Source organism: Leucobacter luti, from assembly GCF_019464495.1.
Lineage (GTDB): Bacteria > Actinomycetota > Actinomycetes > Actinomycetales > Microbacteriaceae > Leucobacter > Leucobacter luti_A.
The window spans coordinates 626,382-651,052 of the sequence record NZ_CP080492.1 but is presented as its reverse complement, the minus strand read 5'-3'; the positions used below and the strand labels follow the sequence as shown (position 1 = coordinate 651,052).

The window sequence follows — 24,671 nt, the reverse complement described above, 5'->3', positions numbered from 1 at the left end:
ATGTCACACACTGATGCCCCCAAGTTTTCCACCGCGACCGGCTCCGATGTTCGCGTTCGTTTCTGCCCCTCGCCGACCGGGACTCCCCATGTCGGCATGGTGCGCACTGCGCTGTTCAACTGGGCGTATGCGCGCCACACCGGCGGCACCTTCGTGTTCCGGATTGAGGACACCGACGCAGCGCGCGATAGCGAGGAGAGCTACGCTCAGATCCTCGATTCGCTGCGCTGGCTGGGTCTTGACTGGGACGAGGGGATCGACGCTGGCGGAGCGCACGGCCCGTACCGCCAGTCACAGCGCGGCGAGATCTATCAGGAAATCATTGCGCGGCTGACCGCGGCTGGCCACCTGTACGAGAGCTTCTCCACCGCCGAAGAGATCGATGCGCGCAATGAGGCGGCTGGCCGCCCGAAGCAGCTCGGCTATGACAACTTCGACCGCGACCTCAGCGATGCGCAGCGTGCTGCGTTCCGCGCCGAGGGCCGGCAGCCTGCGCTCCGTTTCCGGGTGCCCGATGTCGACCTCTCATTCACCGACTTGGTGCGCGGAGACATCACGTTCCCTGCCGGCTCAACAATTGACTTCGTCGTGGTCCGCCCGAACGGTGCACCCCTGTACACACTCGTGAACCCGGTGGACGATGCCCTGATGGGAATCAACCACGTATTGCGCGGTGAGGATCTGCTCTCGTCGACACCCCGTCAGATCGCGCTGCACGCCGCGCTCGTTGAGTTGGGCATCGAAGAGGCGATCCCACAGTTCGGCCACTTGCCGTACGTTCTGGGCGAGGGGAACAAGAAGCTCTCGAAGCGGGACCCCGAGTCCAACCTGCTGCACCATCGCGAACGCGGTTTCATTCCCGAGGGACTGCTGAACTACCTCTCGCTACTCGGGTGGTCGCTGTCGGCCGACCGGGACGTGTTCACGAGCGCCGAGATGATCGCGGCGTTCGACGTGCGCGATGTGAACCCGAACCCGGCGCGCTTTGACCAGAAGAAGGCCGACTCGATCAACGCGGACCACATCCGCTTGCTCACCGAGGAAGATTTCGAGTCCCGGATCCTGCCGTACCTGATTGCTGGCGGTGCGCTTCCGATCGAGCCGAGCGCGGCGCAGTTGGAGACGATTCGCCGGGCGGTGCCGCTCGTGCAGAGTCGCGTGACGGTGCTGTCCGAGGTAACGCCGATGCTTGGTTTCCTCTTTACGTCCACCGAGAATCTGCAGTACGAAGACGATGCACTGAAGTCGTTGAAGGGCGATGCGCCGCAGGTGCTTGAAGCCGGTATCGCGGCTCTCGAGGCGGTCCCAGAAACTGAGTGGACCACTGAGCGCATTCAGAACGCCCTGCAGTCAGCGCTGATCGACGGCCTTGCACTGAAGCCACGCGTGGCGTTTGGTGCGCTGCGCGTTGCCGCCTCCGGGCGCCGTGTCTCGCCTCCGCTCTTTGAGTCTTTTGAACTGTTGGGCCGCGATGAGTCGCTGGCGCGCCTCCGCAAGCTGGAAGCGCACCTCGCCACTCAGGCGACGAACGGCGAGTAACGAAGAAGAGGAGTGGGCGTGTCTGAGAGTGGGCGGGAGGCGCCAATCGGCGTCGCGATTATCGGTGGCGGCCCCGCGGGTCTGTCGGCGGGGCTGCAGCTCGTTCGCGCGAACCGTCGGATCGCGATCCTGGACAGCAATCGACCGCGGCACTCCGCGACGCTGCAGTCACACGGCTTCCTGACCCGTGATGGCGCGCCTCCACTCGAACTCCGCAGACTCGGTCGCGAGGAGTTCGAGGCGTATCCGACTGCGCAATTTGCGCAGGCGGTCGCGCAGGAAGTCGTGCCGCTGAGCCCCGATGAAGCCGTAGCTGCTGGCTTTCCCGACGGGATCGGTTTCCGGATCGTCGGGAACGGGATCCGTGGTTCCGCCGATGTCGAGTTCATCGCGCGCCGCGTGCTCATCGCGACCGGACTCACCGAGCAGCTTCCCGAACTGCCCATGATCCGTGCCTACTACGGCACCGCACTCCACAGCTGTGTTGAGTGCGATGGCTTCGAGAAAACCGACAAGCCGCTCGTGCTGATCGGGGAGACTTCCGATGTGTTCTCTCGAGCGCTCCTCATTAGTCGCTTCAGCTCGGATCTAGTGGTCTTCACGAATGGCGCAGACACGATCCGGCCAGACCAGGAATCACAGCTTGCTGCGATCGGTATTCGCGTGGAACGCCGGCCCATCGACGACATTGTCGGAGATAAGGCCGATATGACCGGAGTGCGCCTTGCCGATGGTGAGGTCATCCAGCGAGTCGGTGGGTTTGTGCGCCCGCGCTGGCACGCGCCGGTCGAGTTCATGGGGGAGCTGCCCGTCGAGCGCGACGACTGGGGGCTCGTGGTGACCGATGACCGCGGAGAAACGGCCGTTCGTGGTGTGTACGCCGTGGGTGACATTGTGCCTCCCGGCCCGCAGCAGCTCATCATTGCTGCAGGCAACGGCGCTCGGGTCGCGGCAAAGCTGAATATGGACATGATCCGTGGCGCGCTGGGCGTCGGGCTCGTCGATGAGTGAGCCAGGGATTCAGATGACTCAGGCGAACTCGTCGCACCCGCGCACTGACGTTGACACGCCAGGTGGGCGGGCGGCTGCTGCCGGCGCACGCTACGCCGTGGTGGTTGCCGTGTTCGTTGGCCTGCTGCTGATCTCGAATATTGTCGCGGTGAAGCTCATCGCGTTTGGGCCGGTGCAGTGGGGGAGTGTTGCGCTCGGGCCGTTCATTGTGGACGGCGGGGTGTTCCTCTTTCCGCTCGTATACATCGTCGGTGACGTGCTCGCCGAGGTGTACGGATTGCGCGCGGCCAGGCGAGCCATCTTTACCGCGTTCGCGCTTTCGCTGCTCACATCACTCACGATCTGGGTGACGCAGCTGTCGCCTGCAGCGCCCGGGTGGGAGAATCAGGCCGCCTTTGAATCTGTGCTCGGCTTCGTGCCGCGGATTGTGGCCGCGAGCCTCGGAGCGTTCCTCGCGGGCCAGCTCATCAACGCTTGGCTCCTGGTGTGGCTGCGTCGACGCACTTCGGGGCGCTTCCTGCGAACCAGACTGATCGCGTCCACAGTCGTGGGGCAAATCGTCGACACGATCGTGTTTTGCACTATTGCGTTCTGGGGTGTGCTGGAGGGCTGGGACTTTATCGGGTACACGGCCCTGGGATATGGGATCAAGGTGCTCGCAGAGGTGGTGCTCCTTCCCGTGACCACCCGGGTGATCTCGAAGGTGCGGGCGCTGGAAACTGCGAATCACTCGTCGACGTAGCTCATGCGGTAGCGCACTCAACAGGAATGGCCGGGACAGTTTGCCCCGGCCATTCCTGTTGTGTGCGGTTACGCGTGCTTCGCGGCGGCCGCGCGTGCAAACTCGGGGCTATAGAACCGGCCGAGTACTTCCTCGCGGAGCTCAGTGAAGGTGCCATCGATGATGCTTGCCCGGATCCGCTCGACCAAGCGCACGATATAGCGCTCGTTGTGAATCGTGGCGAGCGTCGAAGCGAGCATCTCCTTCGCCTTAAACAAGTGATGCAGATATGCAGCCGTGTAGTTCTCACAGGTGTAGCAATCGCACTCGGGATCAAGAGCTTCAAAGCGGCGCCGCTGCCGCGCGGCTTTCGCGTTGATCCGTCCTGTGGCGGAGTACATGCTCCCACCCCGGGCCTGACGAGACGGGGCAACGCAGTCGAATGTGTCTGCTCCGGCGGCGATCGCAGCGAACAGATCGTCTGGTTCGGAGATCCCGAGCAGGTGGCGGGGCTTGGAATCGGGAAGCTCATCTGAGACCCAGGACACGATCGTGCCGAGCTCGCTTTTCTCGAGTGCACCGCCGATGCCGAACCCGTCAAACTGCTGATCCGTTGCCTGAGCGCCGGTCATGTCGGCGAGCCCGCGGGCGGCCGAGCGGCGCAGATCCTCATACTGCGCGCCCTGCACCACTCCGAACAGCGCCTGGTACGGGCGGTGCGAGCGGTCGCTCGTCTGCCTGGCGTGCTCGTCAAGGCACCGCACTGCCCACCGCGCGGTGCGTGCGACAGAATCCTCCTGGTACGCGCGAGTATTCAGCAGCGTCGTGCACTCATCGAAGGCAAAGATGATGTCGGCCCCGAGCTGGTGCTGAATCTCCATCGAGACCTCAGGGGTGAACCGGTGTTTGTCGCCGTTAATGAAGGACTTGAATGTCACCCCTTCTTCATCGACGTGGGCGAGGCGCTCCTTGTTCTTCGCGATGACCTCGGCATCTGAGTGCGCCGTCTCGGTCATGGAAATGACCTTTTTGAACCCCACGCCCAAGGACATCACCTGGAATCCACCAGAGTCGGTAAAGGTGGGGCCGCTCCAGTTCATGAAGCGGCCGAGTCCGCCGGCCTCGTCGACCAGATCGGAGCCGGGCTGCAAGAACAGGTGGTACGCGTTCGCGAGCACCGCCTGGCCTCCGAGCTGTCCCACGGTTTCGGGGAGCAGCGCCTTCACGGTGGCCTTCGTGCCCACAGGGATGAAGGCGGGCGTCTGGATCTCCCCGTGCGGGGTGCGAATCGTGCCGGCACGACCGAGCGGTGCACCGTCACTTCCTGGCACTCCACTCGCGAGCTGGTGATCGACGGTGAAGCCAAAGTCTGTCGGGCTGGGCGGGGGAGTCAAAGGGATGCGCTCGTTCACCCGTCTATCTAAGCACTGCGGCATGCGCGGTCGGGGAGCGCGCTGGGAACTGCGGTCCCGTGGCACATCTCCGCTGGGCGCCTGGGCTTCCCCAGCTGGGGCTCGAACTCCACGCGACGCGCCCGAGAAACGCGAGTTGCGGGTGGAAACAGGCCAGTTTCCACCGTTTCTCGGGGAGCCGGGCCACACGGGGACAGTCAGCGGCGCAGACAAAAACCCCGGAAACATGCGGAGGCGCGCCCGAGATTCGACGGTGGTTTGCGGCACCTGCGAAACCTGCGTAATGTAATCCCTTGTCAGCGCGACAGTGCGGGAAGCGAAAGCCCCCGACACCGACGCGGACAGCGAATCTGCTCCAGATCGCCTGAATCGGAATTTGAAAGTTCTTATTCGAGCGTGTAGAGTGATATTCCTGTCAGGCCGCATGGTGAACATCGTTCCCAATCCGACATCACTTGGGGTAATCCGGAGTGTAAGGAAAAGCGGCACAAGACAGTTGCTGCTCGAAGCCCTCGGAAGAGGTCAACGGGTGGTGTCTGGTCTTTGAGAACTCAATAGTGTGCACTTTATTGTCAAGTGCCAATTTTATCCCGTCGCCAAGTTTTCTTGGTTGATGGCGATTCCTTTTGGACAAATTATATGAACGTCAGTAATGATGTTCGTTTTGTCAGGTTGAACTCGTTCATGGGTGGCTTATTCCGCTGCTTGTGGGCATGTAATTTTTTACGGAGAGTTTGATCCTGGCTCAGGACGAACGCTGGCGGCGTGCTTAACACATGCAAGTCGAACGATGAAGCCTAGCTTGCTAGGTGGAAGAGTGGCGAACGGGTGAGTAACACGTGAGCAACCTGCCCTTCACTCTGGGATACGCACTGGAAACGGTGTCTAATACTGGATATGACCCATCACCGCATGGTGTGTGGGTGGAAAGATTTATCGGTGAAGGATGGGCTCGCGGCCTATCAGCTTGTTGGTGAGGTAGTGGCTCACCAAGGCGACGACGGGTAGCCGGCCTGAGAGGGTGACCGGCCACACTGGGACTGAGACACGGCCCAGACTCCTACGGGAGGCAGCAGTGGGGAATATTGCACAATGGGCGCAAGCCTGATGCAGCAACGCCGCGTGAGGGATGACGGCCTTCGGGTTGTAAACCTCTTTTAGTAGGGAAGAAGCGAAAGTGACGGTACCTGCAGAAAAAGCACCGGCTAACTACGTGCCAGCAGCCGCGGTAATACGTAGGGTGCAAGCGTTGTCCGGAATTATTGGGCGTAAAGAGCTCGTAGGCGGCTTGTCGCGTCTGCTGTGAAAACCCGAGGCTCAACCTCGGGCCTGCAGTGGGTACGGGCAAGCTAGAGTGCGGTAGGGGAGATTGGAATTCCTGGTGTAGCGGTGGAATGCGCAGATATCAGGAGGAACACCGATGGCGAAGGCAGATCTCTGGGCCGTAACTGACGCTGAGGAGCGAAAGCATGGGGAGCGAACAGGATTAGATACCCTGGTAGTCCATGCCGTAAACGTTGGGAACTAGATGTAGGGCCTGTTCCACGGGTTCTGTGTCGTAGCTAACGCATTAAGTTCCCCGCCTGGGGAGTACGGCCGCAAGGCTAAAACTCAAAGGAATTGACGGGGGCCCGCACAAGCGGCGGAGCATGCGGATTAATTCGATGCAACGCGAAGAACCTTACCAAGGCTTGACATATACGAGAACGGGCGAGAGATCGTCAACTCTTTGGACACTCGTAAACAGGTGGTGCATGGTTGTCGTCAGCTCGTGTCGTGAGATGTTCGGTTAAGTCCGGCAACGAGCGCAACCCTCGTCCTATGTTGCCAGCACGTTATGGTGGGAACTCATGGGATACTGCCGTGGTCAACACGGAGGAAGGTGGGGATGACGTCAAATCATCATGCCCCTTATGTCTTGGGCTTCACGCATGCTACAATGGCCGATACAATGGGCTGCGATACCGCGAGGTGGAGCGAATCCCAAAAAGTCGGTCTCAGTTCGGATTGGGGTCTGCAACTCGACCCCATGAAGTCGGAGTCGCTAGTAATCGCAGATCAGCAACGCTGCGGTGAATACGTTCCCGGGCCTTGTACACACCGCCCGTCAAGTCATGAAAGTCGGTAACACCCGAAGCCGGTGGCCTAACCCTTGTGGAGGGAGCCGTCGAAGGTGGGACTGGTGATTAGGACTAAGTCGTAACAAGGTAGCCGTACCGGAAGGTGCGGCTGGATCACCTCCTTTCTAAGGAGCACTCACACCCTTTGGGTGTGCAGAATGGATTGTTCATCACCGAATGTGTGATGCAGTCTGCTCATGGGTGGAACATTTGACAACGTGGATTGTTGTTTGTGGCAGTGTTTTGAGTACGCCGGTGACGGTTGGAAAGAAATGGTGTTGTGGATGATGGTTTCTAGAGTGCATACTATTGGGTCCTGAAGGACCAGCCGGCTTGAGCATCTTTTGGGTGTTTGGGTGGACTGCCTTCTGACTCTTGGGCGGGGAACGTGTTGTTCTCGTTTGGGAGATCGACCGTACGTTGAGAACTACACAGTGGACGCGAGCATCTTATAACATCCCTTTTTTGGGGTGTTATTGATACTAATAATTTCATTGGTCACACATGACTGTGATTGGTCTTTCGGGACTGGTTGTGGTGGTGTGTGTTTCTGAATACTTATGTGATTTCAAGTTTATAAGAGCAAACGGTGGATGCCTTGGCATCTGGAGCCGAAGAAGGACGTAGTAATCTGCGATAAGCCTCGGGGAGCCGATAAACGGGCTGTGATTCGAGGATTTCCGAATGGGGAAACCCCGCCAGGGCGCGTGCGTACCTGGTGACTCCCGCCTGAATATATAGGGCGGGTAGAGGGAACGTGGGGAAGTGAAACATCTCAGTACCCACAGGAAGAGAAAACAACAGTGATTCCGGTAGTAGTGGCGAGCGAACCCGGATGAGGCTAAACCGATTATGTGTGATACCTGGCAGGGGTTGCATAGTCGGGGTTGCGGGACATACCGTGAGGCGCTGCTGAGCCTCGAACGTGAGAGTGAAGCTATAGGAGAACCGCTTGGAACGGCGGACCGGAGTGGGTGAGAGTCCCGTATCCGAAATGGTTTTACCGCGTGGTGTGTATCCCAAGTAGCACGGGGCCCGAGAAATCCCGTGTGAATCAGTCAGGACCACCTGATAAGCCTAAATACTTCCAGATGACCGATAGCGGACTAGTACCGTGAGGGAAAGGTGAAAAGTACCCCGGGAGGGGAGTGAAATAGTACCTGAAACCGTTTGCTTACAATCCGTCGGAGCACCCTTGTAGGTGTGACGGCGTGCCTTTTGAAGAATGAGCCTGCGAGTTAGCGATATGTGGCGAGGTTAACCCGTGTGGGGAAGCCGTAGCGAAAGCGAGTCTGAATAGGGCGATTCAGTCGCATGTCCTAGACCCGAAGCGAAGTGATCTATCCATGGCCAGGTTGAAGCGCGTGTAAGAGCGCGTGGAGGACCGAACCCACTTAGGTTGAAAACTGAGGGGATGAGCTGTGGATAGGGGTGAAAGGCCAATCAAACTTCGTGATAGCTGGTTCTCTCCGAAATGCATTTAGGTGCAGCGTTGCGTGTTTCTTGCCGGAGGTAGAGCTACTGGATGGCCGATGGGCCCTACAAGGTTACTGACGTCAGCTAAACTCCGAATGCCGGTAAGTGAGAGCGCAGCAGTGAGACTGTGGGGGATAAGCTTCATAGTCGAGAGGGAAACAACCCAGATCACCAACTAAGGTCCCAAAGCGCGTGCTAAGTGGAAAAGGATGTGGAGTTGCTGTGACAACCAGGAGGTTGGCTTAGAAGCAGCCACCCTTGAAAGAGTGCGTAATAGCTCACTGGTCAAGTGATTCCGCGCCGACAATGTAACGGGGCTCAAGCACGCCACCGAAGTTGTGGCATTCATATAACAGGTAGGCCTTCGTGGTCCAGCCGTATGGATGGGTAGGAGAGCGTCGTGTGGCGAGTGAAGCGGCGGTGTGAACCAGCCGTGGATGCCACACGAGTGAGAATGCAGGCATGAGTAGCGAAAGACGGGTGAGAAACCCGTCCTCCGGAAGACCAAGGGTTCCAGGGTCAAGCTAATCTTCCCTGGGTAAGTCGGGACCTAAGGCGAGGCCGACAGGCGTAGTCGATGGACAACGGGTTGATATTCCCGTACCGGCGGTAAACCGTCAAAGACCTAACTAGTAGTGCTAAGCAATCCAAAGCTGACTGGATCCTTCGGGTGATGGTTTGTGGCGGCTGCGAACCCGAACTGGGGTGGTGAGCGTGAGGTGTGACGCAGGAAGGTAGCCTGTGCCGGGCGATGGTTGTCCCGGTGTAAGTGCGTAGGCTGAGGGATAGGCAAATCCGTTCCTCGTGAAGGCTGAGACACGACGCGGACCCGTATGGGGAAGCAGGTGATCCTATGCTGCCAAGAAAAGCATCGACGTGAGGTTTGCTGTTGCCCGTACCCCAAACCGACTCAGGTGGTCAGGTAGAGAATACTCAGGAGATCGAGATAATCATGGTGAAGGAACTCGGCAAAATGCCCCCGTAACTTCGGGAGAAGGGGGGCCATCCACTTATACGGATTTACTCCGGAAAGGGTGTGGTGGCCGCAGAGACCAGTGGGAAGCGACTGTTTACTAAAAACACAGGTCCGTGCTAACACGCAAGTGGACGTATACGGACTGACGCCTGCCCGGTGCTGGAAGGTTAAGAGGAGAGGTTAGACCTTTGGGTCGAAGCTTTGAATTTAAGCCCCAGTAAACGGCGGTGGTAACTATAACCATCCTAAGGTAGCGAAATTCCTTGTCGGGTAAGTTCCGACCTGCACGAATGGCGTAACGACTTCCCAGCTGTCTCCACCGTGAACTCGGCGAAATTGCAGTACGAGTAAAGATGCTCGTTACGCGCAGAAGGACGGAAAGACCCCGTGACCTTTACTACAGCTTGGTATTGGTGTTCGGTGTGGCTTGTGTAGGATAGGTGGGAGACTGTGAAGCGGGCACGCTAGTGTTCGTGGAGTCGTTGTTGAAATACCACTCTGGTCATATTGGATATCTAACTACGAACCCTGATCGGGTTTTAGGACAGTGCCTGGTGGGTAGTTTAACTGGGGCGGTTGCCTCCTAAAAAGTAACGGAGGCGCCCAAAGGTTCCCTCAACCTGGTTGGCAATCAGGTGGCGAGTGTAAGTGCACAAGGGAGCTTGACTGTGAGACTGACAGGTCGAGCAGGGACGAAAGTCGGGACTAGTGATCCGGCAGTGGCTTGTGGAAGCGCTGTCGCTCAACGGATAAAAGGTACCTCGGGGATAACAGGCTGATCTTGCCCAAGAGTCCATATCGACGGCATGGTTTGGCACCTCGATGTCGGCTCGTCGCATCCTGGGGCTGGAGTTGGTCCCAAGGGTTGGGCTGTTCGCCCATTAAAGCGGTACGCGAGCTGGGTTTAGAACGTCGTGAGACAGTTCGGTCCCTATCCTCTGCGCGCGTTGGAGATTTGAGAGGATCTGACCCTAGTACGAGAGGACCGGGTTGGACGGACCTCTGGTGTGCCAGTTGTTCTGCCAAGGGCATGGCTGGTTGGCTACGTTCGGGATGGATAACCGCTGAAAGCATCTAAGCGGGAAGCCGGCCTCGAGATGAGATCTCCTTACACCTTTGAGTGTGTGAGGCTCCCAGTAGATGACTGGGTTGATAGGCCAGATGTGGAAGCACTGTAAGGTGTGGAGCTGACTGGTACTAATAAGCCGACGACTTGATTTCATCCCCACTATTGTGTGGGGGCATGAGTTCTTCAGTAACGATGTATTCGCGTCCACTTTGTGGTTCCCAACGGGCGGCCACACACTTTCCCTGATGGGCGGTTGAACCGTTCGTGGGGGTGGTGTGGTTGACAAGTTGATAGAGTTACGGCGGCTATAGCGTCAGGGAAACGCCCGGTCACATTCCGAACCCGGAAGCTAAGACTGACTGCGCCGATGGTACTGCACTCGGGAGGGTGTGGGAGAGTAGGACACCGCCGGACACCTTTTAGAAAGGCCTCAGAAGAACACGCACCAGTGATGGTGGGTGTTCTTCTGGGGCTTTTCGCATTTTAGGGACCCAACCCCCGTGCCACACCAGCAAAAATCAGTGTGCGATGGACTAGATTCTTCGCTCGAAACACGCCATTCTTGTCCTACTGAACGGCCACTGGCGGAGTGGTGATCCCCTCACTCTGCCCGGTTCACCGGATGGGGGAGGCATGTTCGAAGCTCATGTACAAGATGTCGCCCAGGAAACCTCAACAGGAGGCTTGCCTGGCGATGCGAGAATCGATGCGCTGCTTGCCGCTGCGCACGAGCGCTATCGGGACCACGATGAGGGCGTTGTGGCCGACTATATCCCGATTCTCAGCACCGCCAACCCGGCCTGGTTCGGGCTCTCACTGACTGAGCTCAACGGCAGCATGCACAGTCTCGGAGACAGCGAGATCGAATTCTCCATTCAGTCCATCTCCAAAGCGTTCGTCTTCGCGCTCGCGTGTGACGCCAGGGGGCACCGGGACGTCCACGATCGCATCGGAGTGAACAACACCGGCCTGCCGTTCAACTCGGTCGTGGCGATTGAGCTGAACGACGGCAGCCCGATGAACCCGATGGTCAACGCTGGTGCAATCGCCACGACAGCGCTGCTCCCCGGCCAAACCGCGGCAGAGATTTGGGAGAGTGTACTCACCGGGCTCTCTCGATTCGCGGGGCGACAACTGGATGTCGACGAAGAGGTGTATCGCTCAGAGTCCGCAACGAATCAGCGAAACCGGGCCATTGCTCGCCTGCTCGAAAGCTACGACCGGCTCGAAGGCGATCCGCTTGAGATCGTTGATGTGTACACCCGACAGTGTGCGGTCTCGGTGACCGCGAGTGATCTCGCAGTGATGGGCGCCACACTCGCCAGTGGGGGAGTGAACCCCGTCACCGGTCTTCGTGTGGTGTCAGCGGAAGCTGCGCGTGACACGCTTACAGTGCTCGCCAGTTGTGGCATGTATGAGCGCTCAGGCGAGTGGCTCTTCGAGATCGGGCTGCCGGCGAAGTCGGGAGTTTCTGGTGGCATTGTCGCGATCGTGCCTGGCAAGGGCGCACTCGGCGCGTTTTCGCCTCCGTTAGACACCGCAGGCACGAGCATCCGCGGCCAGCGCAGTTGCGCGTATTTGTCGCGCGCGCTCGGTCTCAATCTCTTCGCTTCGGCTCCGAATTCGGCTGGGAAAGTCGTCTCGGACCGTGCGTTGCGCCATCAGGCCGATCCCACTCCGTCTCGGAAGGCGGCATAGACCATGTCTCACGTCACCGCGCCCCCAATTTCCGTTGCCGAGCGCCGCTCCTGGGGCCCCATGGTGGGCCTCTTTCTCGCGCAGGTCCTCATGTCGTTTAACGTTGCGGCGCTGCCGATCTCGCTGGGCGGCATGGTTGAGGACTTCGGGGTCCCTCCGACAGTCGCGAGCACCACGATCGTGATGTACGGCGTCGCTGTTGCCGCATTCGTCATGACGGGCGCCAAGCTCGGGCAGCGCCTGGGGTGGGTTGCGATCTTCCGTGTGGTGATCATCGTGTTTGCGGCGTCCTCGCTCATGATGATTCTGTCGCCGACGGTCGGCTGGGCGATTGCGGGGCAAGTGCTCGCAGGGGTGGCGGCGGCGATCATCGTTCCTGCGCTGGTCGCCCTCATCGCAGAGAACTACCGTGGTGAGCAGCAGGCGACGGCTGTGGGATCGCTGGGCTCCGCACGCGCGTTCTCAGGGATGAGCGCATTCCTCATCGGCGGTACGCTCGGCACGCTCGTCGGCTGGCGTCCGATCTTTATGATTACGCTGGGGATCGCGGCCGCGGTGTTCATCTTGAGCTTTGGCCTCCGCTCAGACACAGGCGACCCCAGAGTGCGGATTGACCTGCTCGCGTCCGGGCTGATCGGTGCCGCGATCGTTCTCTTGACACTCGGCTTCAACAACCTCAACGGCTGGGGGCTGCTGTTCGCGTCTGACAGCGCACCGTTCTCGGTTGCGGGCCTGTCGCCTGCCCCTGTCTTCGTCGTGGTGGGCATCATCCTGGGCCAACTATTCTTTCTGCGCACGCGGCAGCGGAAAGCGCAAGGCCGTGTGCCGCTCGTTGACCTCGATGTGCTGCGGCACCCCACGGAGCGCGCGGCCGTCTATGCGATGTTCGTGATTGTCGCAATGGAAGCCGCGGTGAACTTCACCGTGCCCACCTATATTCAGGTCGTGCAGGGTCGCACACCATTTGACACGTCACTCGCGATGATGCCATTCAACCTCACCGTGTTTCTCACGGCGACGCTCATCGTGCGCTTCTACAAGCGCTACCCGCCTCGCACGATCGCGCTTTTCGCGTTCGGGCTCACCACGGCGGCGCTTCTCTGGCTGGCGTTCGTGGTGACAAACAACTGGGAGACCTTCCCCACCATCCTGGGCCTTATCGTTTTCGGCATCGGGCAGGGCGCGCTCGTGACCCTCGTGTTCAACGTGCTCGTGACGTCTGCGCCGAAAGAACTCGCAGGGGATGTCGGCTCACTTCGCGGCACTACGCAGAACCTGGCATCGGCGGTCGGCACAGCCGTGATGGGAGCCATGCTCGTCACCACATTGAGTGTCGGAGTGGCTCAGGCGGTGGAGGAGCAGCCGGACCTCCCACCCGCGCTCGCTGCCCAAGTTGATCTCGGAAATGTGAATTTCATCAGCAATGATGATCTCCGTGAGGCGCTTGCCGAGACCACGGCAACGCCTGAGCAGGTTGACGCAGCTGTCGCCCTGAATGAAGAGCAGCGGCTGCGAACGCTGAAGCTGGGCTTCTTATTCCTCGCGGGGATCAGCGCGGTCGCGGCACTCCCGGCTTCCCGCTTGCCGAAGTACCGGCCGGAGGAGATTCCCGAGTAGGCGTCACCTGGCGGAGCGCGGCACGGAAGTTTCGCGCTCCGCTGATTCCGGGGCAAACCGGGGTCATCTGGCAGTCTCGCAGTTCGGTGTCTAATAGAATATGTCGGAGAAGACGACACGACGACCGATCGAGCTGGAAGCGGGCCGCCAATGGGAGCACTGACGAGCGTGCTGGTCATTCTCGCACTCGTTGCCGTCGTTGCTCATCCACTCGTTCGTCGCTACAGCCGCAACGCGTTCTTCGTGCTTGCCGCAGTGCTGGGCGCTGCGTTTGTCGCACTTCTCGTGATCGCACAACCCGTCTTCGCGGGCGAGACGCTTGTTGAAGCGTTCCCGTGGGTGCCCCAGCTCGATCTGACCTTTACGTTCAGGCTCGACACACTCTCGACGCTCTTTGCGTTGCTCGTCACGGGCGCCGGAGCCCTGGTGCTGCTGTACTGCGCGCGATACTTTGACGAGGGAGAAGCAGGCCTTCCGCGCTTTGCGGCAGTGTTCATGGGGTTCGCTACATCTATGCTGGGCCTCGTCCTTGCGGATGACGTCTACCTGCTCTTCATCTTCTGGGAGGGGACCACAGTCTTCTCCTTCCTCCTCATCGGCCATGTCACCAGGCTTCGCACATCGAACGCGGCGGCGTTGCAAGCGCTTATTGTGACCACGCTCGGTGGACTCGCAATGCTCGTCGGGTTCGTGCTTCTTGCGCACGCCGCTGGGAGCTCACTGCTTTCGGAGATCGTCGCAACGCCGCTGAGCGGCCCGGTCACCACGACGGCCGTGTTCCTGGTGCTGGCTGGTGCACTCTCAAAATCGGCGATCTTCCCGTTCCACTTCTGGCTGCCAGGAGCCATGGCTGCGCCCACACCTGTCAGCGCGTATCTCCATGCTGCCGCGATGGTCAAAGCCGGGATCTACCTCATTGCCAGGATCACGCCCGGCTTCGAAGACGTGGCCGGGTACCAGGAGACCCTGGTGATCCTGGGTGCGATCACGATGCTCAACGGTGGAATCCGGGCTCTCAAGCAATACGACATCAAGCTGATCGTGGCACACGGCACCGTCAGCCAGCTCGGTCTGCTTGTGATGGTGTTCGGGGTTGGCGATCCCCGTGCCTCGTTTGCGGGGCTCGCGCTCCTGTTCGCCCACGCCCTTGCCAAGGCACCGCTGTTCCTCGCCGTTGGTGTGATCGATCACGCCACTGGCACGCGTGATCTGCGTCGGCTGAGTGGCCTGGGGCGTCAGCTGCCGTGGCTCACCGCGATCACGGTGGTCGCTGCCGCTTCGATGGCGGGCGTGCCACCGCTCGTCGGCTTTGTTGCCAAGGAATCTGCGTTCACGGAGTTGCTCGAGATCGGGGCGTCAGAGCCGCTTGCCCTGCTTGCGTTCTGGGTTGCGTTGATCGGCAGCATGCTCACCGTGGCATATATGGTTCGGTTCCTCTGGGGCGCGTTTGCGCGGAAGCCAGGTGTCGCTGACTGCGGCATCGCTCACCGCCCCGGCCCCATCTCGCTGATCGCGCCTGCGGCGTTTGTACTTCTCACCGTGCTCGGCGGGTTCCTTGCGCCCGCCTTTGACTCACTGCTGCAGCGCACCATTGTCGGTTCGGAGACCCCTGAGCATCTCGCGCTGTGGCACGGGTTCACGCCGGCGCTCGGTGCATCGGTGGTTGTCCTGCTCGTCGGGCTAGCGCTCGGCGCGTTGGTGTCACGGCCTTCGTTCCGGATCGCCGTAATCCCGGAGCGGTTCTCGGCATCGCACGCTTATTGGGTGGTGACACACAAGGTTGATAGCCTCGCGGTGAAGCTGACCACCCTCACACAGCGTGGCTCGCTGCCCTACTACCTCTCGGTGATCCTGATCGTGATGGTGCTCGCGGTCGGGGGTACCATGCTCACGACTGCGGAGTGGCCGACAGAGTTTGAACTGGTGAGCTCGCCGGTCCAGATCCCGATCGCGGTCATCATGATTGTCGCTGCGATTTTCTCGCTCCGCGCGCGCACTCGATTCCAGTCGGTCGTGCTCGTGGGAATCACGGGCTACGGCATGGCGGCGATCTTTGCGATGCACGGTGCACCGGATCTCGCGCTCACCCAAGCACTGGTCGAGACGGTCACGCTCATTGCCTTCGTGCTCGTGATCAGACGACTGCCACAGCGGATCGGCTCACCCCCCACCACGCGGGTGCGCTGGGGGCGTGCGCTGATCGGCATCTCGGTCGGCCTCGTGCTGGGCGCGGTCGCCGTGATTGCGCTGGGTTCTCGGATTGCAGATCCCATCTCGCTGCAGTTGCCCGAGATGGCGTACGCCGGCGGGCACGGCACCAATACCGTCAACGTGATGCTTGTCGACATTCGCGGGTGGGACACCATGGGTGAACTCTCGGTGATCCTCGCGGCCGCAACAGGAGTCGCGTCCCTCGTGTTCCTGAACACGCGTGCCGATCTCCGCCCGAAGCTCAGCCGCAGAGACGCTCGCTCACAAGCTCGCACGCACTTGCAGCATGTTGCCGACCCGAGCCATCCGGCCAGCCGCGTCTCCTGGCTGCTCGCAGGCCGACAGCTGAACCCGGCGCGCCGTTCAATCATCCTCGAGGTGGTGGTGCGTCTCATGTTCCACGCACTGATCATCCTCTCCATCTACCTGCTGCTCACGGGGCACAATACCCCGGGCGGCGGCTTCGCAGGTGGGCTCGTGGCAGGACTCGCGCTCGTCGCCCGCTATCTCGCGGGCGGCCGGCACGAGCTCGGCGCGACCGTTCCCCTTGACGCAGGCCGTATTTTGGGTGCCGGCCTGGCACTCGCGGTTTCGATGGCGATCATCCCGATGCTGTTCGGGCAATCGGCGCTTGCGTCGGCCTGGGTCGATGTTGACCTCGGCCCGTTCGGTACGCTGCCCCTCGTTACCTCGACCCTGTTCGACATTGGCGTCTACCTCGTGGTGTTTGGCCTGATCCTCGACGTTCTCAGAAGCCTCGGGGCCGAGATCGATGAACACGAGGAAGCGGAAGCAACAGCATTTGAAGAAGAGGAGGTGAGCCGCTCGTGACAATGCCCCTCGTGCTGGTCGCGGTCATGGTCGTCATGTACGCCTGCGGCGTCTACCTCATGCTTGATCGCACGCTCACCAGGCTCCTGCTCGGATTCCTGCTGGTCGGCAATGCGACAAACCTGTTGATTTTCCTGATGTCCGGGTCCTTCGGCAACGCCCCGCTGTACGGATCGAGTGATGTCGAAGACATGAGCGACCCGTTGCCGCAGGCATTCATCCTGACCGCGATCGTGATCACCTTCGGAGTGAGCGCTTTCTTGCTTGCGCTGATCTACCGATCCTGGCGACTGGCTCAGGATCGCGATGACACAGTGCGTGATGATGACACGGACCTCGAACCCGTTGACGCTGATGAGCTCAGCTCCGATGAAGTCACGGAAGAAGGCCTGGCAGGCACCCCTGACTACACGGATGACGACGATATCCCCGATGATGATCCGGGATCCCAGCCTCGCGAGGTGGGGTTCCCGATTGTGGACGTTCGTCCGCTGCGTGAGACCGGCAGCGCCGGGCCAGATTCCGAGGGGGAGGTGCGTTCATGACCGTGCTCATTCCACTCGTCGTGCTGATCCCGCTCGCGGGCGCAGCCCTCGCCCTTGCGGTCCCCGGCCACCGTCGCCTCCAGCAGGGCATCACCCTTGTTGCGCTGAGTTCGGTGCTCGTGCTCAGCGGCACGCTCATGTGGCTCGCGGACTCGCAAGGTGCCATGGTCATGGAGGTGGGCGGCTGGGCGGCCCCGTTCGGCATCGCGCTCGTGGTAGACCGGGTCTCGGCTCTCATGCTCACGATCTCGTCGATTGTGCTGCTCGGCGTCTTCCTGTTCTCCATTGGGCAGGGCCTCGCTGACGGAGACGAGGACACTCCCGTCTCGATCTACTACCCGACGTATCTCGTGCTCGGTGCAGGCGTCTTCAACGCGTTCATCGCCGGGGATCTGTTCAACCTCTACGTCGGCTTCGAAATCCTGCTGGTGGCGAGCTATGTGCTGATTACGCTGGGTGGGACTGCGCAGCGGATTCGCGCCGGAGTCACATACGTCATCGTGTCGCTCGTCTCTTCGGTGCTCTTCCTTGCGGCGATCGGGCTCATCTACGGTGCCACCGGCACGGTAAATATGGCCCAGCTCACGCTCCGGATCGCCGAGTTGCCCAGCGAAGTGCAGTTGCTCCTGAACCTGATGCTGCTCATCGCGTTTGGCATTAAGGCTGCGGTGTTCCCGCTGTCGTTCTGGCTTCCTGATTCCTATCCGACGGCGCCCGCTCCCGTGACCGCGGTGTTCGCTGGGTTGCTCACGAAAGTCGGCGTCTACGCAATCATCCGCACGCAGACCCTGCTGTTCCCCAACTCGAGCGTTGACCTGTTATTGCTGATCGTTGCGGGACTGACCCTCATTGTCGGAATTCTCGGGGCGGTCTCGCAGCTCGACATCAAGCGGCTGCTCTCATTCACACTGATCAGCCACATCGGGTACATGATCTTTGGCATCGGTATGGCGAATGCTGCGGGGTTCGGCGCCACGATTTTCTATATCGCGCACCACATTATTGTGCAGACCACACTGTTCCTTGCGGTCGGGCTGATTGAGCGCCACGGCGGGACTACTTCGCTCTCTGGCCTGGGCGGCATGCTCCGCACAGCGCCCGTGATCGCCGTGCTGTTCTTCATCCCGATGCTCAACCTCGGTGGTATTCCTCCGTTCTCTGGATTCATCGGCAAACTCGGGCTGTTCACGGTGGCGGCCGAGCTCGCGACACCTGCCGCATACTGGCTGATGGGGATCGGCGCGCTCGTCTCGTTGCTCACTCTGTACGCATTGGCTCGGGCTTGGGTGTTCGCGTTCTGGCGGCCGCGCAAGCGGGCCGACGCGGCCGCGGACACCGGCAAAGGAAAGAGCCCGAGCACCGAGGCCATGATGCTGCGTGAGCGGGAAGAGGCGTTGTTCGAGCAACTGCACGACGCGCCTGACGCAGTGCCACAGCAGGAGCAGAAGGAGATTCCGCGGCTCATGATCGCGGCGACCGCGGGTATGGTCGTTGTGAGTGTCGCACTGACGGTGTTCGCAGGACCGCTGTACGCCTACGCTGATCGCGCGGGCGAAAACATGGCGGAGCCGGGCCGGATGGTCGAATTGGTGCTCGGGGATTCACCTGGCCAGCTCGGTGGCGGCAGCGGAGTCACCCGACCGGGGGAGGAGGCGCAGGATGAGTGAGACCAGTACACCCCCTGCCGGTCGGAGGCTCGAGTGGGGCGTGCGGCTGCATGAGTTGCCGCTCCTGCTCGGACTTGTTGCGCTCTGGATGATGCTGTGGCATGAAGTGTCGCTGCTCTCGCTCGTGAGCGGTGTGGTGATCGCGATCGTCGTGATGCGTGTCTTCTACTTGCCGCCCGTCGAGCTCGCTGGCCGCTTCAACCCCTGGTATGCGCTGCGCTATCTCCTCTATTTTTTCTGGCACCTCGCGGTCGCATCGTGGCAGGTTGCGTGGCTCGCAGTGCGGCCCGGCCCGACGCCACCCACTTCGATCATCGCTGTGCGGCTGCGCACGCGCAATGACTTTATTCTCACCGTGGTGGGACTCACGATTTCGCTCATTCCTGGGTCACTCGTCGCTGAGGTTGACCGGTTTGAATCGACCCTGTATCTGCACGTGCTGAATACTCCCACGCAACGCTCGATCACGCAGATGCGGCACGATGTACGTCACATTGAACGCCTGCTGATCCTGGCGCTGGGATCAAAGCAGGAGATCGGGGCACTCACATGAGCACTGCGATGACGCTTCTGCTGATTGCATCAGGCGTGGGACTCACGATCACCGCGCTTGCTGCGATCGTCCGGATCGTCCGCGGACCGACCATCCTCGATCGCATGGTCGCCTCCGATGTGCTTCTGACCACGCTGATGCTGGCTGTCGGCACCGACATGGTGGTTCGTGGGCACACCGAGTCGATCCCGCTGATGACGGTTATCGCCGCCACCGCAACGTTCGCGACGATTGTTGTGGCACGATTCGTGAAGCGGCGCGCTGAACAACCCGTGCTTGATGCGCCGACGACGGAGGTGCCACATGTCTGATCTGACGATCTGGGAACAGCTCATGGATCTCGCAGCGGTCGTGTGCGTGTTTCTGTCGGCCGTGCTCTCCGTCGCGGCGGGCATCGGACTCCTGCGGTTCCCGGACGCTCTGAGCCGGTTGCACGCCGCCACGAAGCCACAGATTTTCGGCCTATTGCTGGTGATCGCGGCGATCGCGCTCGACCAACGGTCCTTCGCCACGCTGCTCGCGCTGATTCCCGTGTTCGTGCTGCAGTCGCTCACCGCACCCGTCGCCGCCCATATGGTGGGTCGTGCCGCCTACCGTACGGGGCAGCTCGACTCCGACTCGCTCGTTGTCGACGAACTCGGGCCGGCAATCGAGCGCAGCGACACACTCTACGGATAGCAGAGCCCGCGGCTCCTGCGGCCATCACGTCCGTGCGAACGCACGCGCGCTCGCAGGGGCTGCGCAGGTAAGCTCGTTCGTGCTCGCGCACGGACTGGCGCAGGTGCTCGCGCACGAACTATTGCGCGAGCTGTTCGACGATCGCGTCTGCCTGCTCAGGGAGTCCGGCCGCTCGCAGGAGCACAATCAGCTCGCTGGCTACTGCGACGCGTTCCTCAGACACTCGTGCCACGGTAAAGCCCTCGAATGCGGACTCCAGTGCCCAAATGGCCTCGACTGTTGCGCTAGTGTCGCGTTGGATGCGACCGGCGAGCCAGAACGCGTGAGCGGCGTCCGCAATGTGCCCGAGCTGTGCGTACTCGGTGCCGGCTTCCAGCGCTTCCGCAACCGCGCGTGCGGTGTCGAAGCCGTCGGGGAGTTGCGCTGCTGCGGCGCTCGCGATTGCGCGTGCAAGCGTGTCACGAAGGTGGGCACGGCGCAGCAACCATTCGCTGTGGCGCCGCGCTGCAAGCTCTTCGCTCAGGCCCTCGGCGGTGAACTCGTCGTAGCTCGCGAGTTCGTCCCGGGTGAGTCCGAGGTGCTCGGCAGGATCCGACATTCGCGCCGCGATCGGGGCCCACGCGGTGAGCACGGCGACCACGACGTCCGGATCAGCGTGTCCGGCACGCAGGCGCTGCACTGCTGCGGAGAACAGGGCGTGCGCTTCGGCGTCCTCATGATCGAGAGCCGTGGCCTGGGCCGCTTCCGCGTAAGCCAGCCCAGACTGTTCGAGCCATCCCTCACGCTCGAGCTGTTCGGCGGCGGCGAGGTAGCTGCGCACAGCGGCAGCGCCTGCACGGCGCGCTGCGAGGTGCTCCGCGAGCGCTAGGAGTTCAGCGCCTGTGGGTTCAGCGCCTGTGGGTTCGGTGCCTGCGGGTTCGAAGTCGGCGGGTTCGGTGCCTGCTGGTTCGGCGCCTGCGGATTCGGTGTCTACGGGATCGGAGCCAACTGGGACCACGGCCATGGTGCCGGCTTCGGAGGCGCGGGGTGCCGGATCTGAGCGGGGTTCCGGGTCGGACGTGGTGATCCCAGCGAGGCCTGTCGGTGCAAGCTTCGGTGGCGCCGGGAGCTGCTGGACCACGCGTGTAGCGTCCATGGCGCGCGCGAGCTGGCTCCCATGCATGTCTGAGCCGTTTCGCGCGTCGAGGGGTCCAGCGAGCCGCGCTGCCGCGGTGCCGACCCACTGGTAGAGATCTGCGATGGTGCGCCACTCCGGCTCGGCAAACCCGGTCTCGAGCTCACCCTGATCGAGGTTCGCTGCGAGCCCGGCAAGCACACCTAAGAGGAATCTCAGGTGCAGGGCCGGGCTGGGGCCGGTGCGGAGCGCGCCAGGGTAGTCGCTGCGAAGGATCCGCAACGCCTGGTCGATACGCCCGCCGCGCCCGAGCATCGCGAAGGCCTGGCCGCGCCCCGCTGGTGAATCTGTGGTCTCGCCGTCGTCCCCGGCGAGTGCACGCTTGTGCGCGGCCAGAGCGAGCTCGGTGTCGCCGGTCATGAGAGCTGCGAGCGCCAGGGCGTAGTTTGTGCGCGTTGGCTCGATGTTGCAACTGCTGTCCTGGGTCCGGCCTAGGGCAACGGCTTCAGCATAGCGCTCGGTATCAACAAAGAAGTCGACCTGCTGGCCGATGGTGCACGCACGGCAATCTTCGTATTCGTCGCGCAGCCCGGTGACCCACGCCACGCGTGCGGCCTCTGCGTCAGCGCGTCCGGCATGCCAGGCCCACCTGAACCAGCTCATGCGCACCGAGGAGAGGCCGTGCCCTGCAATCTCAAAGCGCCGCTCCATGTCTGCGAGAAACGCCTCGGCCTGCGTCGACGTGATCTGTGGGTACTCCGAGAGATCGCCCGCGACCCACTTGAACTCCCAAAACAGGTTGCGCTGGTCTCCGGCGTCAAACAGCTCGGGGTTGTCGTCCCAGAGCCGCAGTGCACGCGCAAACGTCACGAAGGATTTGTCGCCCTGATCCGCGAACGAGTATGCCTCAACGAGGTCAAGGAGCGCCTCGGCCAGCCGCTCACGTGGGCCCTCGCGCTCGATCCGCCGTGTGGTCGCTTCGCTCGCGGCGATGCGTGCCGCACCATAGGGCATATCGCGGTTGGCCCTGAGTTCGTATTCGACGCTGCGGGTCACGCTGGATCCTCCTGAGTGGGGTGGGCAAGTGCGGATTCGAGGAGCTGCCCCAGCGCATCCGCCAGGGCTGCGGATTCGGAAGAACGAAGGCCATCGCCGGCGAGCATCACGGCCGAGAGATACAGCGCACGGAGCCCTGAAGCGAACACCGCACCGGGCGGTGCGGCGAGCAACCGCCTGGCCACCGCGGAGGTATCGTTCAGCACGAGCGTGCGGGTGCGCGAGGTCGTGTTCTCAGCGAATGAGTCGAGGAGGCCGCCCCAGAGTTCAGGGGATGCACTGCGCTCTCGATCTCGGTCTCGACGGTGCTCGCCTTCGGGGTCTCTGAGGAGAATGGCAGGCACAGTCTCTGGTGAGAAGCTGCGGACGATAACATCGCAGTCGTCGGGAGTGAGCAGCTCCCGGGCACGCGCGACGGCATCCGCGAGCTCCCACTCTCGGTCGACGCCGGGGAGGCCAAGCGCTTGCACGAGATCCGCGCTCGCGAGTTCGCGGACGCTCCAGCCGGGGCGCTGGCCGAGCCGCGCGAGCAGATCAGCATCGTACACATACCCCGCGTTGAGCACCACGATCCCTTGCGCCCGTGCGACAGCTGCGACACGGCGATACGCCTCAGTGGTCGTCGTGTACACCACTTCGCCAGCTGCGCCCAGCTGTGCAAGCGTGAGCGGACCATCCGTGGTTTCGAAGGGCAGCACCTCGGTGACGAGATCGAGCATGCTCTGATCGGTGAGCGCGAGCCCGCGGAGCGCGAGGTGGTGCGTGCCGATCACCAAGCGGGCGAGCCGAGAATCGCTGCGCAGCTCACGCAAGGCCCACTGTTGGAGTTGCACGCCTATCGCCTCACGCACGCCAAACAGGACCTCGTCATCGTGCAACTGCTCGCGAGACGCGGTCGGAGTGAGTGCGTCGGTGTCGAGCACGGCGCGAACGAAGAAGGCCCAATCGGGGAGTACCCGATCAACGCGTGCGCCCAGCAGCATCCGTTTCGTGTACACCCGGTGCTGCCCTGAGCCAGGCGAAACAGACTGAGGCAGAATGAACGCCACACCGCTCACCCCCGCTACGGGCAGCTCCAGGTCGATGTGCCCGAGCGGCGTGAATCCGAACGTTCGCTCGCAATACGCGGCGAGCGCGCGGCTGCGGTCCCGATCAGAGGCGTGCGCCACGCGCCATGGCAGCTCCGGCTCGGAGACGCGGTGCCAGACGGGGTCCAGCGAGTCCGAAACAGAGACGCTCACGGCGATATCGAAGGGCAGCAGTGAGCCATATTCGCGGGCGAGGCCGAGAACGGTGTCTTCAGAAAGCCAGTGGCCAGTGTCGCGCCGCGCAGTCAGTCGAACAGTGGTCCCGAGGGGAACGGTGTCAGACGTCGTGAGCTCGTGGACGTCGAACGTGCCGTCTGCGTGCCCTTCCCACCTGATTGCCTGAGCCCCAGGGGTGAGCGAGCGAGAGGTGACTTCGATCCGGTCTGCCACCATAAAGGCGGCGAGCATGCCGATCCCGAACTGCCCGATAAACTCGTTCCGGCCCAAGCCGAACGTCGCATCGCGTTTCGAGGAACGACCAATTGTCGCAAGCAGCTCGCGCGCCTCGGCGGTCGTGAGTCCGATGCCGGAGTCGGTGATCTCGAGTGTCGGATCGCCGGCAGCGTTTACCCCGGGACTCAGCCGAATCGTCGCTGGCGCCCCAGGATCCACGTTCTGTCGAGCGGTCACCGCGTCCACCGCATTCTGGATCAGCTCGCGCAGATAGACCTGCGGGCCGGAATAGAGATGCCGCGAGAGCAGGTCGACCATTCCGGAGAGGTCGACCTGAAACCGTTCAGCCACGGGCGCGGATCAGTCTTGTGGCTTGTACTCGGCCCAGACAGCCGGGAACAGCTCATTGAGGTGCTCGTAGAACGACATCCCCGTGTTGATCGCGCAGACGAGTTGCTGGGAGAGTTGGCCATCAGTGATGCCCTGCTCGTAGTCGACATTGTGCTCGGTATGGATCCGAATCATGCCCTCTTCGTCCGGACGAGCATACGTTTTTGGCCACAGCTTCTCAGCGTTCCAGGAGTTGCAGGCTTGGAGCGCGAGTCCCATATCTGACGCCTCAAGCTTGCCGCGCCAGCTCCCACGGATGCACAGGAGCTCGCCCTGCTCGCCGTTCGTGAAGAAGTAAAACGAGCCGTACTCCCAGCCCCCGCCGATATCCCCGTCTGAGTCGACACTGTACGACCACCCCTCGCTTTCCAGGGCTGCCTTAATGCGGTCCTTTGACAGCGGTGCGAGGCCATCAGGGCCACCGGCCACCGGTGTCGTGTCTTTCGTGAAGAATCCCATGTGCGTCGCGTCCTCTCAGTGGATTGTTCTCCCAGCAGGATGGCATA

15 protein-coding genes and 3 rRNA genes are annotated in these 24,671 nt (G+C 61.6%); 14 read left to right on the top strand and 4 right to left on the bottom strand.

Annotation, left to right across the window (positions count from 1 at the left end; genetic code table 11):
• The 3 genes from gltX to K1X41_RS02950 are packed head-to-tail and all read left to right on the top strand — an operon-like array spanning window position 1 to window position 3,292.
• Window positions 1-1,539 carry a glutamate--tRNA ligase gene (gene gltX / locus K1X41_RS02960; RefSeq protein WP_220175279.1) on the top strand — a complete coding sequence of 513 codons (1,539 nt, stop codon included), beginning with the start codon at window positions 1-3 and terminating at the stop codon, window positions 1,537-1,539.
• Between the two features lie 18 nt (window positions 1,540-1,557).
• The gene (locus tag K1X41_RS02955) at window positions 1,558-2,550 is read left to right on the top strand and encodes an NAD(P)/FAD-dependent oxidoreductase (protein ID WP_133617854.1); all 993 of its coding nucleotides are present in this window, start codon (window positions 1,558-1,560) and stop codon (window positions 2,548-2,550) included.
• A gap of 13 nt (window positions 2,551-2,563) precedes the next feature.
• Entirely contained in the window at window positions 2,564-3,292 is a 729-nt protein-coding gene (locus tag K1X41_RS02950) for a queuosine precursor transporter (protein WP_133617853.1), read from the top strand.
• Between the two features lie 68 nt (window positions 3,293-3,360).
• Here K1X41_RS02950 and tgt read toward each other — a convergent pair whose 3' ends face one another.
• Window positions 3,361-4,707 (bottom strand): tRNA guanosine(34) transglycosylase Tgt, encoded by a 1,347-nt coding sequence (gene tgt / locus K1X41_RS02945; RefSeq protein ID WP_220175278.1) that lies wholly within the window; start codon window positions 4,705-4,707, stop codon window positions 3,361-3,363.
• 698 nt (window positions 4,708-5,405) lie between these two features.
• On the opposite strand from tgt, the gene K1X41_RS02940 reads away from it, so the two are divergent.
• The 11 genes from K1X41_RS02940 to mnhG all read left to right on the top strand — a co-directional run bounded on the left by K1X41_RS02940 (window position 5,406) and on the right by mnhG (window position 20,124).
• A 16S ribosomal RNA gene (locus tag K1X41_RS02940) occupies window positions 5,406-6,928 on the top strand.
• Window positions 6,929-7,369: 441 nt separating this feature from the next.
• A 23S ribosomal RNA gene (locus tag K1X41_RS02935) occupies window positions 7,370-10,476 on the top strand.
• A gap of 145 nt (window positions 10,477-10,621) precedes the next feature.
• A 5S ribosomal RNA gene (gene rrf / locus K1X41_RS02930) occupies window positions 10,622-10,738 on the top strand.
• Together the 16S, 23S and 5S rRNA genes form the textbook arrangement of a ribosomal RNA operon.
• Before the next feature lie 219 nt (window positions 10,739-10,957).
• Window positions 10,958-12,022 carry a glutaminase A gene (gene glsA, locus K1X41_RS02925; protein WP_220175277.1) on the top strand — a complete coding sequence of 355 codons (1,065 nt, stop codon included), beginning with the start codon at window positions 10,958-10,960 and terminating at the stop codon, window positions 12,020-12,022.
• A 3-nt stretch (window positions 12,023-12,025) separates the two neighbouring features.
• Entirely contained in the window at window positions 12,026-13,639 is a 1,614-nt protein-coding gene (locus K1X41_RS02920) for an MFS transporter (RefSeq protein ID WP_220175276.1), read from the top strand.
• A gap of 150 nt (window positions 13,640-13,789) precedes the next feature.
• Window positions 13,790-16,681, top strand: a complete 2,892-nt coding sequence (locus K1X41_RS02915) for a Na+/H+ antiporter subunit A (RefSeq protein ID WP_220175275.1) — start codon at window positions 13,790-13,792, stop codon at window positions 16,679-16,681.
• A 2-nt stretch (window positions 16,682-16,683) separates the two neighbouring features.
• On the top strand, window positions 16,684-17,226 hold the full coding sequence (locus K1X41_RS02910; protein ID WP_396426508.1) for a Na(+)/H(+) antiporter subunit C: 543 nt from the start codon (window positions 16,684-16,686) through the stop codon (window positions 17,224-17,226).
• Window positions 17,223-18,893 (top strand): Na+/H+ antiporter subunit D, encoded by a 1,671-nt coding sequence (locus K1X41_RS02905; protein ID WP_132203817.1) that lies wholly within the window; start codon window positions 17,223-17,225, stop codon window positions 18,891-18,893. The genes K1X41_RS02910 and K1X41_RS02905 overlap by 4 nt, the downstream gene beginning before the upstream one ends.
• Window positions 18,886-19,446 carry a Na+/H+ antiporter subunit E gene (locus K1X41_RS02900; RefSeq protein WP_132203815.1) on the top strand — a complete coding sequence of 187 codons (561 nt, stop codon included), beginning with the start codon at window positions 18,886-18,888 and terminating at the stop codon, window positions 19,444-19,446. The genes K1X41_RS02905 and K1X41_RS02900 overlap by 8 nt, the downstream gene beginning before the upstream one ends.
• Window positions 19,443-19,757, top strand: a complete 315-nt coding sequence (locus K1X41_RS02895; RefSeq protein ID WP_207907396.1) for an MrpF/PhaF family protein — start codon at window positions 19,443-19,445, stop codon at window positions 19,755-19,757. Before K1X41_RS02900 ends, K1X41_RS02895 begins: the two co-directional genes overlap by 4 nt.
• The gene (mnhG, locus tag K1X41_RS02890; RefSeq protein ID WP_132203811.1) at window positions 19,750-20,124 is read left to right on the top strand and encodes a monovalent cation/H(+) antiporter subunit G; all 375 of its coding nucleotides are present in this window, start codon (window positions 19,750-19,752) and stop codon (window positions 20,122-20,124) included. Before K1X41_RS02895 ends, mnhG begins: the two co-directional genes overlap by 8 nt.
• Before the next feature lie 118 nt (window positions 20,125-20,242).
• Here mnhG and K1X41_RS02885 read toward each other — a convergent pair whose 3' ends face one another.
• From K1X41_RS02885 to K1X41_RS02875, 3 genes are read right to left on the bottom strand one after another with little or no spacing between them, the layout of a single operon-like run.
• Window positions 20,243-22,294 carry a hypothetical protein gene (locus K1X41_RS02885; RefSeq protein ID WP_220175274.1) on the bottom strand — a complete coding sequence of 684 codons (2,052 nt, stop codon included), beginning with the start codon at window positions 22,292-22,294 and terminating at the stop codon, window positions 20,243-20,245.
• On the bottom strand, window positions 22,291-24,126 hold the full coding sequence (locus K1X41_RS02880) for an HSP90 family protein (RefSeq protein ID WP_220175273.1): 1,836 nt from the start codon (window positions 24,124-24,126) through the stop codon (window positions 22,291-22,293). The genes K1X41_RS02885 and K1X41_RS02880 overlap by 4 nt, the downstream gene beginning before the upstream one ends.
• A gap of 9 nt (window positions 24,127-24,135) precedes the next feature.
• A complete protein-coding gene (locus K1X41_RS02875; RefSeq protein ID WP_132203805.1) occupies window positions 24,136-24,624 on the bottom strand; it encodes a type III secretion system chaperone family protein in 489 nt (162 codons plus the stop codon).
• Between the last annotated feature and the right edge of the window lie 47 nt (window positions 24,625-24,671).